Genomic DNA, 11,915 nt, shown 5'->3' on the forward strand with positions numbered 1-11,915 from the left:
CGCGGCCAACATGCCGGCCGCGGCGATGCCGGCCCGTTTGAACATGCGCGGCAGGTCCGCCGTGGGCACGCGCGGGTCCGGCGGCAGCCCGTACACCTCCGGTTCGTCGAGCAGCAGGAACACGGAACCGGTGCCGCCCACGCCGTCGGCATCGTTGGCCCCGTAGAGGCGTGCCTCGGTCAGCCCCTGCGAGTGGAGTTCTGCTACCCGCTGCTTCGCGGTGGCCACCATTTCCTCGCGCTCGCCGTACTTGATCGACGTCGTGGGGCACGCCTGGGCGCAGGCCGGCGTCTGGCCGTCGGTGATCCGGTCGTAGCACAGCGTGCACTTCTGGGCGACACCGACGTTGCGGGTCGGGGCCTGTTCCCCCGGGGTGAAGTCGCGCTGTGTCTTCGGTCCTGCCGTGCCGTCGCTGCGCCGTTCGATCACGCCGAACGGGCATCCCGCGACGCAGGTGCCGCAACCGTTGCAGACGTCGTCCTGCACCACCACGGTGCCGTGCTCGGTGCGGAACAGCGCACCGGTGGGGCACACGTCCAGGCACCCGGCGTTGGTGCAGTGCTTGCACACATCCGAGGACATCAGCCAGCGGAAATCAGGCGTATCGGGGGGCGTGGTATCCACCCCCGGAGGCTTCCCTGCTGCAGCCGCGCTTCCCGGCGGGCCGATGCCTGGCATGCCGAGGCTGACGAGTGCGCGCCCGGAGTCGCGCGCCTTTTCGATCCGCCCGCGGTCCTGCTCGACGAAGGCGACGTGGCGCCACGTGTCGGCTCCCAGCGAGCCGGTGTTGTCGTAGGAGGACTGCAGCAGCTCGTGCTGCGGGTCGGCGGGATTGCGGTTCCATTCCTTGCAGGCCACCTCGCACGCCTTGCAGCCGATGCAGATCGAGGTGTCCGTGAAGAAGCCCTTGCGCGGGTGTCCGGTGTGCGGAATGTCCCCGGGCGCTTCGGTCAGCCGGTTCATGAGCCTTCCCTCGTGGTGTCATCGCCCGGCACGGGGCCGGGGTGGGTGATCTTGTCGCTGCCGGTCTCGGGTGTCACCCCGGCGCGGGCCTGGTATTCGGCGACCAGGGCGAGCAGTTCCGGGCCCCGGGGACGGCGGCCCGGGAGGATGTCGCACGATCCGGCCTTGGATTCCTGGATCTGCACGTTGGGGTCGAGGGTCACGCCCAGCAGATCGTTGGCTGCGTCCCCGCTGATGACCGCTTCCTGTCCGACGCCCCAGTGGTAGGGCACCCCGATTTGGTGCACCGTGCGCCCGCCGATGACCAGCGGCTTCATCCGTTCGGTCACGAGCACCTTGGCCTCGATGGCTGCCCGCGGCGAGACGATTGTCGCCCAGCCGTAGGGTTCCAGGCCGCGTTCCGCCGCCAGTTCCGGCGACACTTCGCAGAACATTTCCGGCTGCAGCTCCGAGAGGTACGGCAGCCACCGGCTCATCCCGCCGGCCGTGTGGTGTTCGGTCAAGCGGTACGTGGTGAACACAAAGGGGTAGATGTCCGCACCGGGCACGTTGGCACTCGGGGCGCTGAGATTGTCTGCGCGCGGGAAGGTGAGCCGGGCGGGATTCTGCTGCTGCCCGTAGAGCGGGTTGGCGACCGGAGATTCCTGCGGCTCGTAGTGGGTCGGCAGCGGCCCGTCCACCATGCCCTTGGGCGCGAACAGCCACCCCTTGCCGTCGGCCTGCATGATGAACGGGTCGTCGCCGGCCAGCCCGGCGGCGCCGCCGGCCGTCGGATCCGGCCTGCTCCCGGGAGCGCGGTCCAGCGGGAAATCGGGGACGTCCTCCCCGGTCCACCGGTTCTGCTCCGGGTCCCACCAGACGTACTTCTTGCGTTCGCTCCAGGGCTTGCCGTCGGGGTCCGCCGACGCGCGGTTGTAAAGGATCCGCCGGTTCGCCGGCCAGGCCCAGCCCCACTCGGAGGCGACCGGCCCTTGTTCCTGGCCGGGCTTGCGGTCGGCGGCGTGGTTGATGCCGTCGGCATACACGCCCGTATAGATCCAGCATCCTCCCGAGGTCGAGCCGTCGGGGCGCATCTCGGTGTACGACGAGAGGGGCATGCCGGCGCGGGGACCGGTGAGATGCCGGCCGTTGATTTCCGCGAGCACCGCCTCCCCGTCGGGGTCGCCGTGTTCGTCGGTGGGATAGTCCCACGTGAGGTCCAGCAGCGGCCGGTCCCGTTCATCGGTCGAATCCGCCAGCTTTGCCCGGAGGCGTTGGCCCAGCTCGTAGAAGAACTGCAGTTCGCTGCGGCAGTCCCCCGGCGGCTGGATGGCCTGGTGCCGCCATTGCAGGAGCCGCTGGGTCTGCGTGAAGGTTCCGGCCTTTTCCACGTGCGTCGCCGCCGGCAGGAAGAAGACTTCGGTGCCGATGTCCTCGGTCCGCAGCTCGCCCGTGGCGATCTCGGGGCCGTCCTTCCACCACGTCGCCGACTCGATGAGGTTCAGGTCGCGCACCACCAGCCATTTCAGATGGGACATGCCAAGGCGCTGCATGCGCCCGTTGGCGGATCCGACCGCGGGGTTCTGGCCGAACAGGAAGTAGCCCTCGACCTCATCGGCCAGCATGCCCATGACTGTCTGGTAGGTCCCGTGCGGGCCGTTGATGCGCGGAAGGTAGCCGTAGCCCCAGTCCGAGTCCTCACGGGCCGCGTCGCCCCACCAGGCCTTGAGCAGGCTGATGGTGTAGGCATCGGCGTCGGCCCAGTAGCCCTTTTGGTCCGGCGACGCGATGCCGCCGAGGTAGTCCTGCAACGTCTCCATCTCGGCCTTCGGCATGGGGAGGTAGCCGGGCAACAGGTTGAACAGGGTCGGGATGTCGGTGGAGCCCTGGATGCTGGCATGGCCGCGCAGCGCCATGATTCCCCCGCCCGGCCGGCCCATGTTGCCCAGCAGGAGCTGCAGGATCGCCGCGGTCCGGATGTACTGCGCGCCCACGGTGTGCTGGGTCCAGCCGACGGAATACGCAAAGCAGGTGGTCCGGTCGCGTCCGGAGTTCTCCGTGACCGCCCGCGCCAGGTAGTCGAAATCCGCCAGGGAAATGCCGCAGGCGTCCCGGACCATCTCCGGGGTGTACCGGGCATAGTGCCGTTTCAGGATCTGGAACACCGTCCGCGGGTGCTCCAGCGTGGGATCCTGCTCGAAATCGGGGTGGGCCAGGGTCGGCCCGCCGCTGCCGTACTGGTGCCCGGCCGCCCGGTCCGCGGTGTCGGCGCCGTGTTCGTGGCCGCCGGCTTCTCCGGCCTCCGCCTTCCGTTCATAGGCCCAGGACGCGAGGTCGTACTGGCCCGTTTCCGGATCGAATCCGGAGAACAGCCCGTCCAGGTCCTCGGTGTCACGGAACTCTTGGTTCACCAGGGTCGCCGCATTGGTATAGGCCCGCACGTAATCCTTGAACCACAGATCGTTGCTGATCACGTAATTGATCAGGGCGCCCAGCAACACGATGTCCGAACCGGCCCGGATGGGCACGTGCCTGTCTGCCACCGCGCTGGTGCGGGTAAACCGCGGATCCACATGGATGACCTTCGCGCCGCGGGCCCTGGCTTCCGTCACCCACTGGTAGCCCACGGGATGGCACTCGGCCATGTTGGAGCCCTGGATGACGATGCAGTCGGCGTTGGCCATGTCCTGCAGCGATTGCGTCGCGCCGCCGCGTCCGAACGAGGTTCCCAAACTGGGAACCGTTGCGGAGTGTCAAATGCGGGCCTGGTTCTCGAGCTGGATGGCGCCCGCAGCGGTGAAGAGTTTCTTGATCAGATAGTTTTCTTCGTTGTCGAGGGTCGCCCCGCCCAGCCCGGCGATGCCCATGGTCCGCCGGAGCGGCCGGCCGTGCTCATCGCTTTGCTGCCACGTGTTCCGGCGCGCGTCGAGGAACCTGTCGGCAATCATGTCGACGGCGGTGTCCAGGTCAAGGTGCTGCCAGTCCTTGGCGTGGGGCGCCCGGTAGAGCACCCTCGTCTGCCGGCCGGGCGCGTTGACCAACTGCTCGCTGGCGGATCCCTTGGGGCAGAGCCGGCCGCGCGAGATCGGCGAATCCGGGTCACCCTCGATCTGGACAACCTTTTCGTCCTTGACGAAGACACGCTGGCCGCAGCCCACCGCGCAGTATGGACACACGCTCTGCACCACGCGGTCCGCGGTGGACGTCCGGGGAGCGATTTCACGGGTCCGCTGCGAGGTCACGGCCTCGCCCCGCCCGAGAGAATCACTCGTGCGGAACTGCCGTACCACCGGCCACTCCAGGAAGCTGAACCGCGACATGGGCCCACCCTAACCCATCCAATTCACGGACAACAGGGGAAACGACGACGCCGGAGGATCGGCTCCGCGGGCACAGGCTGCTCCCCCAGCAGCGAGCGGGCGCCTGCGGGGAACGCCGCCTGGTACTCGTCCACGGTCTTCGGCTTGTCCCTGTCTCGAAGCTACCCGCCGCGGGCCAGACCGGGGCCGGTGTTTGCCGGTTTTGCGCGTGAGGGCCGGCAAGGTATTCCCTGCGGGCAGCGCGCGGTCCATACTCGGACACGTACGGGGCATCGGCGGGACGGAGCCGCCCCTGGCGCAGGCTCCGGCCGCAGATGCAGGCGCGAACATCGGAGTCTGGCATGGCTACTTGGAGCGGTTCCCAGTCCCTCCTCCGGCGCAAGCCGATCACGGAGCTGGCGGAGGAGAGCGGGGAAAGCCATCTGTCCAAAAGCCTGGGCGTCTGGCAGCTGACCGCGATCGGCGTCGGCGGGATCATCGGCATCGGCATTTTCACGTTGGCCGGGCTGGTGGCCAACGGCGGCCCCGAGGCGGCTCCGGTCGGCCCGGCGGTGCTCATTTCCTTCCTCATTGCCGGCCTGGCCAGCGCGGCGGCGGCCCTGTCGTACGCGGAATTCGCGGGCATGATCCCGTTTGCCGGTTCGGCCTACACCTATGGCTATGTGGCCCTGGGGGAGGTCATCGGCTGGTTCATCGGCTGGGACCTGCTGCTGGAATACACTGCCATCGTCGCCGTCGTCGCCATCGGCATCTCGGGCTATTTCAGCGCCTTTATGGAGGGCATCGGCGTCCAGGTCCCGGCGTGGATGGAGGGCACCGCCGACACGGTCGAGGGCGGCGTGGTCAACCTGCCGGCCATCGTGGTCTGCCTGCTGATTACCTGGATCCTCAGCCGCGGGACCCGCACCTTCGGCCGGTTCGAACTGATAGCGGTGGGGCTGAAGATCCTGCTGATCCTCTTCATCATCGGGCTGGGGTTCTTCTTCGTGAACCCGGGCAACTACAACCCGTTTATGCCCTCCGGATTCGGTCCGGTACTGGCCGGAGCCGCCACCGTGTTCTTCGCGGTGTTCGGCTATGACGCGATGAGCACGGCGGCAGAGGAATCCGTCGACGGCAAGAAGCACATGCCGAAGGCGATCCTGCTGTCGCTGGCCATCGCGATGACTCTCTATGTGCTGGCCACCCTGGTGCTGACCGGCATGCAGAACTACAGGGACATCAGCCCCACCGCGGGGTTCGCGTCCGCCTTCGAGTCGGTCGGGCTGCCGGTCGTGGCCACGATCATTGCCGCCTTCGCCGTTGTTTCGATCCTGACCGTGATGCTCACCTTCCTGCTGGGCGTGACGCGGGTGTGGTTCTCCATGAGCCGCGACGGGCTGCTGCCGTCCTGGTTTGCGGCGACGGACCGGCACGGCACCCCGCAGCGGGTGACCTGGATCGCCGGCATCGCGTCGGCGCTGCTGGCCGGAGTGTTCCCCATCCGGGCCGTGGCGGACCTCACCAACATCGGCATCCTGGCCGCCTTCGTGGTGGTTTGTGTGGCCGTAATCGTGCTGAGGCGCACCCGTCCCGAGGTGCCGCGGACTTTCCGGCTGCCGTGGATGCCGGTCGTCCCGGCCTTCGGGGTCCTGGCCTCCGGCTTCCTGATGCTCCAGCTGCACTGGGAAACCTGGCTGCGCTTCGTGGTCTGGCTGATCATCGGCCTGGCCATCTACCTGTTCTACAGCCGCAAGCACTCACTGATGAACCCGGACAGCCCGCGCCACCGGGCCGTACCCTGACTTTTCTCGGTACTGTGTCCTGAAACCGCGCGCCAACCTACGGTAGCCGCCGGTCCTCGGGATGCTGCAGGCGCAGCCACTTGTAGCCGAACCCCTCGAGGGGCAGGGTGCAGGTGCCGTCCTCGGCGATTTTCACGTCTGCGCCACCCAGCAGGTCCAGCAGCGGCACGGCCCGGAGCATTTCCGCGGGCCGGTCCTGCGTGGCCAGATTCAGCACGACGGTAACTGGATCGGACGAGAGGTTATGCAGCAGCACCATGCTGGACTCCTCCCAGGTGCAGCGGTGCGCCAGCACGGACTTCTCCGGCTGGTCGAGGATCTCGAAGTGCCCCCAGCCCAGCTCCGGGCACTCCCGGTAGCGCTTGATCAACGTGGCCATGAAGTTCCACAGGGACTCCGGGTCCCGTTTGGCCTGGGCTGCGTTGACGAACTGCGGGCCGAAGCCGCCGTCGGCCAGCGGCGAGATCAACTGTCCGGGCTCGGCGGTGGAGAAGCCCGCGTTCGGACCGTTCGTCCACTGCATGGGGGTGCGGACCGCCAGGCGGCCTTCCGCGTCCAGGTTCTCCCCCATGCCGATCTCCTCGCCGTAGTACAGCACCGGGGTGCCGGGCAGGGAAAACAGGAGCGAATACACCATCCTGATCCGGCGCGGGTCTCCGCCCAGCATCGGGGGCAGGCGGCGTTTAAGACCGCGGCCGTAAAGCTGCATCTGTTCCTCGGGCCCGAAGGCCGCGAAGACCTCTCGGCGCTCCTCCTCGGTGAGCTTGTCCAGCGTCAGCTCGTCGTGGTTGCGCACGAAGGTGGCCCACTGGTTGTCCGGGTTGATGGCCGGCCTGCCCTGCAGGGCCTTCGCCAGCGGGCCCGCGTCCTGCCGGGCCAGGGAGAGGTACATGTTCTGCATGGCGATGAAGTCGAACATCACGTTCAGTTCGTCGCCGTCGCTGCCGCCGAAGAAGATCAGCTGGTCCTCGTAGGGCAGGTTGACTTCGCCGAGCAGTATTCCATCGCCGCGGCGACGGCTCAGGAAACGGCGAAGGTCCCGCAGGAATTCGTGCGGATCCGGCAGCCCGGACCCGTCCTGCCCCGTGGTTTCAAGGAAGAAGGGCACCGCGTCAACCCGAAAACCGTCAAGCCCCAGCTCCAGCCAGAAGCCCATGGCCTTGGCGATATGGTTCCTGACCTCGGGGTTGGTCACGTTCAGGTCCGGCTGATGCCTGTAGAAGCGGTGCAGATACCACTCCCCCGAGGGCGAATCCTGGGTCCAGATGGACCGCTCCTGGTCCGGGAACACAACCTCCCGGGAGGTGTCCGGCGGCGGGTCGGACCGCCACACATAGTAGTCCCGGTAGGGACTGTCCGTGGACCGGCGCGCGGACTGGAACCATGGATGCTGGTCGGAGGTGTGGTTGACCACCAGGTCCGCGATGACCCGCATGCCGCGGTCCCGGGCCGTGCGGAGGAACTCCACCAAGTCCCCATGGTCTCCCAGCCGCCGGTCCACGCCGTAGAAGTCCGTGACGTCGTAGCCGTCGTCCCGTTCGGGCGTCGGATAAAAGGGCATCAGCCAGATGCAGGTGACGCCCAGCTCGGCCAGGTAATCCACGCGCTGGGCCAGGCCGGCGAAGTCGCCCACGCCGTCGCCGTCGGAATCGAAGTACGTTTCCACGTCCAGGCAGTAGACAACAGCTGTCTTCCACCACAGGTCGGACGTGTCGGTAATCCTCACTGGCTACTCCTCGCTTCCCGTCCATGCGGTCCGGTCCGTCAGCGCAGTTTCGGCAGGACCTCGCCGGCGAACGTCTCGATGAAGGGCCGCTGCTCCTGGCCCACGAAGTGCAGGTACAGCTCGTCGAAGCCCAAGTCCAGATACTCCTGCAGCCACTCCACATGCCGGCCCGTGCTGGCCGATACGTTGACCGCCTTGCGCAACTGGTCCTCGCCGACGTGCTCGCTCACGGCGTCGAAGTGGCCTGCCGTGGCCAGGTCCGCGGCCACGTGCGGGGCGAAGGTGTTGGAGCGCCACTGGTCCAGGCCGATCTCGACGGCCGCCTCCTCCGACGGCGCCCAGGACAGGTGCACCTGCAGCGCGGCCTTCCCGCGGCCGCCATGGTCCCGGTAGCCGGCGAGGACCTTCCTGAGCTGCTCCGGCGCCTGGTTGACGGTGATCAGCCCGTCCGCCCAGCGCGCGGCACGGCGGGCGGTCTCCACGCTGATGGCGGGGGCGATCAGCTCGGGCTTGGGCTCGGGCACCTCCCAAATCCGGGCGTGCTCGACGGTGACCAGTCCGCGGTGGGTGACCTCCTCGCCGTCGTGCAGGCGGCGGATCACCTCCACGGACTCCTCCAGCCGCTGCTGGCGCACGTCCTTGGCGGGCCAGGCGTCGCCCGTGATGTGCTCGTTGGAGTTCTCGCCACTGCCCGGCGCCATCCAGAACCGGCCCGGAAACATGACGGCCAAGGTCGCCGCGGCGTGGGCAATGATCGCCGGATGGTAGCGCTGGCCGGGGGCGGTGACCACGCCGAACCGCAGCGCGGTGGTGGCCAGCGCCGCACCGAGCCAGGACCAGGCGAAGCCGGAATGACCTTGGCGCGCGGACCACGGCTCGATGTGGTCCGAGCACATGGCGGCGTCGAACCCCGCCTCCTCTGCCAGTTTCACGTCCTGCAGCAGCTGGGCGGGCGAGATCTGTTCGTGGGATGCGTGGAATCCGATGACAGGCACCCCTCCATCCTTATGGTGCCTTGGCGGGTTGTCGAGGAATGTATCGCAGGTACGCGATGCCGTTGTCGAAGATTCTGTGTTCGGTAAGGCTCAGGTCGAGGTGCACGTCGTCGGGCAGGGCGCGCAGGCCTCCCCCCACCATCTTTGGCACCACAAAGAACCGGAAGTCGTCAACCAGGCCCGCACGGATCGCGTCTGCCGCGACCGTGGGCCCGAAGATCTCGACTACACCCTTCGCACGCTCCACGACCCGCTGCAGCTCGACCAGGCTCAGGCGCGGCACGATGCGTGCCCGGTCCGAGGTGAGCTCTTCGACCGTCATGGTCGACGACACCACGACCTTGTCCAGGCCCCGCCAGCGCCGGGCGAACTCCCGCTCAGCCACAGGACGGTCCTCGCCGTCCGGATAGGTGTCCCAGTACCCCATCAACGCATAGGTTCTCCGCCCGAGCACCTCGGTGGACACCTCCGCCATGCGCTCGAGGTGCACGGCGAACACGGCATCGCTCGGGCCCGTCCACTGGAAGTCGCCGTCGGCATCGGCGACGTAGCCGTCGATGGACGTTGTTGCCACAAAGGCGAGGGTTCCCATGATCGTTCCGCCCCTTCACGCTGGGTGTGCCGGTGCCGGAGCGACGCCGGCACCGGTCAGTTCTTCTTCAGTTCCTCGGCGAGCATCACGATGATGCCGCTGGGACCGCGGACGTACGTGAGCCTATAGGCGTCCTCATAAGTCGCCACCCCGCGAAGCGGCCGGCAGCCGTGTTTCGCGGCTATTTCGAGGGCCTTGTCCAAATCGTCTACCGAGAAAGCGACCCGGTGCATGCCGATCTCGTTCGGGCGGGTGGGCGAAGACTCGATCGCTTCGGGGTGGAGGTACTCGAAGAGTTCGAGCCGGCCGTGACCGTCCGGGGTCTGGAGCATCGCGATGTTGGCGTGGTTGCCGTCGAGCCCGACGGCGGTGTCGGTCCAGTCACCGCTGACCGTGTCACGGCCGAGGACCGTCAGGCCGAGGTCAGTGAAGAAGGCGATCGCTGCTTCGAGGTCGCGAACGGCGATACCGACGTTCTCCAGTTTGATGGCCATGCGCGACATGCTAGCGAGCCGGGAGGACAAAAAAGAAGCCCCCAGCCAGCTGCGCCGCGTCGGAGTTGCGGCACAATAAATCGTGTGGACGACCTGCATGTGCCCCCGGGACCCGGCGCGCCCCGCGGCCTCCGGGTGCCGGCGGGAGAGCTGGTCGAGCAGTTCTCCCGAGCCTCGGGCCCTGGCGGCCAGAGCGTCAACACCGCCGACTCACGTGTGCAGCTCAGTCTCGATCTGGGGACCACGACGGCGCTCAGCGAGATCCAACGCGATCGCGCCGTCGCCAGGCTCTCCGAGAGGATCTCGGGCACGGTGCTCACCATCAGCGCCTCCGAACACCGCTCCCAGCGGCAAAACAGGGCTGCGGCGCGGCAACGCCTCGTCGCACTCCTGCGGGACGCGGTGACTCCGCCTGTCGTCCGGCGGGCAACCCGGCCCACGGCTGGCTCGCGGCGCCGCCGGCTCGAATCGAAACGGTTGCGCTCGGAGACCAAGCGCAACCGCAGGCGCCCAAACTCCGAATAAGCTGACCATTTTGCGCTCTTGGAATGGGGTGAGCATGGGTAACGGTGCCTCGAGAGCCGAACCGGCGCCATCTCCCCGCGGAGGTCCTGCGGGACGCCTGATCGCCCGGCATCCGGTAACTGCCTTTGTGGTCATTGCGATCGGGCTGACGTGGGCGGCGCAGGCGATATCGATCGTTTTGCTGGGCAACGTTGTGCCCGGGCTCCTGGCAGAGCTGCTGATCCTGCTGGGTACGGCGGTCCTCGTGACCGCAGCCTCCGGCGGCGGGAAGGCGGTCCGGGGCCTTTTTCGGCAGGCTGTCCGCTGGCGGGTAGGCGTCGGCTGGTATATCGCCGCCCTGCTCGCCATACCCGTGCTGACCCTGCTGATCGCCGCGGCGACCGGGTCTTTTCGGCAACCGGAAGCCGGCTGGGCCGCTGAAACCGGCAACTATTTCCTCAATGCCATCCTCGTCGGGGCTGTGCTGGCGAATATCTGGGAGGAGCTGGCCTGGACCGCCGTGGTACAGCACCGGCTGATGGAGCGGTGGGGCCTGATCGCCGGCTCGCTGCTGACAGCCTTACCCTTTGCCCTCATCCACCTCCCCCTCGCCTTCGCGGACAAAGGCTTCACGGGGACGCCCGTCCGGGAGGTGCTTTTCTATTGGGCGGTCCTGTTTCTCTTCGCCCCGATTTTCAGGCTCTTGGCCGGCATGGTGTATCTGGGCGCGGGCGGAAGCATCCTCATCGTCGGCCTCCTTCACGGGTCCTTCAACGCCTCCGGCTCGGAAAAGCTCAAGGCGTTCGAGGGAGAGTGGCAGCAGATCGCCGCCGCAGCCATGCTCGCCGTCGTCCTAGCGCTCTACCAACAAAGCGGGGCACGCGCTAAGGGGCGCCGAACAGGATCCAGACCGGATCGCTACTCAGCATTCCCGGACGACACCTGAACTGGACTCGGTGCAGCGGCGGCGTCTTGTTGGAACAAGCATTGAGGGAGCCCGGAATTCAAGTGGACACGATACGAGTAGCCTCAGGTGGCATCACGTCCTAGAGCAGGGGCATTCCAAGCGGGCGGGTCGAGTCCCTTAGGCGCGGGCAGAGTCCTTGGGCAGTCGGGCCGCCAGCTTCCACGCGGCCGGCATGGCGGCTGCCGCGATCAGCGACTTCACGATGCCGCCGATGATGAACGGGTATAGGCCCCACTCGAGCGTCTGCTGCAGGTCGGCGCCCAGGGAAATGGCCAGCCAGGCCATGCCGAAGACGAAGGTGATCACGGTGCCCGCCAAGAATGAAACGGTGGCGCCCAGGAACTTTTTGTCCCAGTTGCGCTTGGCCAGCCAGCCGGTCAGCCCCGCGGCGGCGATGAAGCCCACCAGGTAGCCGCCGGTCGGGCCAACGGCGGCGGCCAGGCCGGAGGAGGCGTCGCTGAACACCGGCATGCCGGCCACGCCGGCCACCCAGTACAGTGCCATCGACAGCATGCCGCGGACCGGGCCCAGCGTGCTGCCGACCAGCAGGACGGCCAGGGTCTGGCCGGTGATCGGGACCGGCCACAGCGG

Annotated in this window: 10 protein-coding genes; 3 read left to right on the forward strand and 7 right to left on the reverse strand. The window is 67.6% G+C overall.

Annotated features, from left to right (window positions below; all coding sequences use genetic code 11):
• Both AC5RUJ_RS05070 and fdh read right to left on the reverse strand, forming a co-directional pair.
• A partial coding sequence (locus AC5RUJ_RS05070) for a 4Fe-4S dicluster domain-containing protein (protein WP_494155644.1) occupies positions 1-963 on the reverse strand: 963 nt, incomplete at its 3' end.
• Positions 960-4,262: a formate dehydrogenase gene (gene fdh, locus AC5RUJ_RS05075; protein ID WP_494022603.1), complete on the reverse strand. Its 3,303-nt coding sequence runs from the start codon at positions 4,260-4,262 to the stop codon at positions 960-962. The genes fdh and AC5RUJ_RS05070, both read right to left, overlap by 4 nt.
• Positions 4,263-4,603: 341 nt before the next feature.
• Between fdh and AC5RUJ_RS05080 the strand changes: the two genes are divergently transcribed.
• On the forward strand, positions 4,604-6,046 hold the full coding sequence (locus AC5RUJ_RS05080; RefSeq protein ID WP_494128408.1) for an amino acid permease: 1,443 nt from the start codon (positions 4,604-4,606) through the stop codon (positions 6,044-6,046).
• A 37-nt stretch (positions 6,047-6,083) separates the two neighbouring features.
• Here the strand turns inward: AC5RUJ_RS05080 and AC5RUJ_RS05085 are convergent, their stop codons facing one another.
• The 4 genes from AC5RUJ_RS05085 to AC5RUJ_RS05100 all read right to left on the reverse strand — a co-directional run bounded on the left by AC5RUJ_RS05085 (position 6,084) and on the right by AC5RUJ_RS05100 (position 9,853).
• Positions 6,084-7,772 carry an alpha-amylase family protein gene (locus tag AC5RUJ_RS05085; RefSeq protein WP_494128409.1) on the reverse strand — a complete coding sequence of 563 codons (1,689 nt, stop codon included), beginning with the start codon at positions 7,770-7,772 and terminating at the stop codon, positions 6,084-6,086.
• A gap of 38 nt (positions 7,773-7,810) precedes the next feature.
• A complete protein-coding gene (locus AC5RUJ_RS05090; protein ID WP_494128410.1) occupies positions 7,811-8,767 on the reverse strand; it encodes a TIGR03885 family FMN-dependent LLM class oxidoreductase in 957 nt (318 codons plus the stop codon).
• Positions 8,768-8,777: 10 nt separating this feature from the next.
• Entirely contained in the window at positions 8,778-9,341 is a 564-nt protein-coding gene (locus AC5RUJ_RS05095) for a dihydrofolate reductase family protein (RefSeq protein ID WP_494128411.1), read from the reverse strand.
• Positions 9,342-9,415: 74 nt separating this feature from the next.
• Positions 9,416-9,853, reverse strand: coding sequence for a VOC family protein (locus AC5RUJ_RS05100; RefSeq protein WP_494000331.1), 438 nt, complete (start codon positions 9,851-9,853; stop codon positions 9,416-9,418).
• A gap of 84 nt (positions 9,854-9,937) precedes the next feature.
• Here AC5RUJ_RS05100 and arfB point away from each other — a divergent pair, with 84 nt between their 5' ends.
• On the forward strand, positions 9,938-10,378 hold the full coding sequence (gene arfB / locus AC5RUJ_RS05105; RefSeq protein WP_494128412.1) for an alternative ribosome rescue aminoacyl-tRNA hydrolase ArfB: 441 nt from the start codon (positions 9,938-9,940) through the stop codon (positions 10,376-10,378).
• Between the two features lie 127 nt (positions 10,379-10,505).
• Positions 10,506-11,303 carry a CPBP family intramembrane glutamic endopeptidase gene (locus tag AC5RUJ_RS05110; protein WP_494110083.1) on the forward strand — a complete coding sequence of 266 codons (798 nt, stop codon included), beginning with the start codon at positions 10,506-10,508 and terminating at the stop codon, positions 11,301-11,303.
• Positions 11,304-11,441: 138 nt separating this feature from the next.
• Here the strand turns inward: AC5RUJ_RS05110 and AC5RUJ_RS05115 are convergent.
• Positions 11,442-11,915, reverse strand: a 474-nt coding sequence (locus AC5RUJ_RS05115) for a biotin transporter BioY (protein ID WP_494155645.1), incomplete at its 5' end; no start/stop codon positions are given.

Source organism: Arthrobacter sp. Y3223164, from assembly GCF_059091005.1.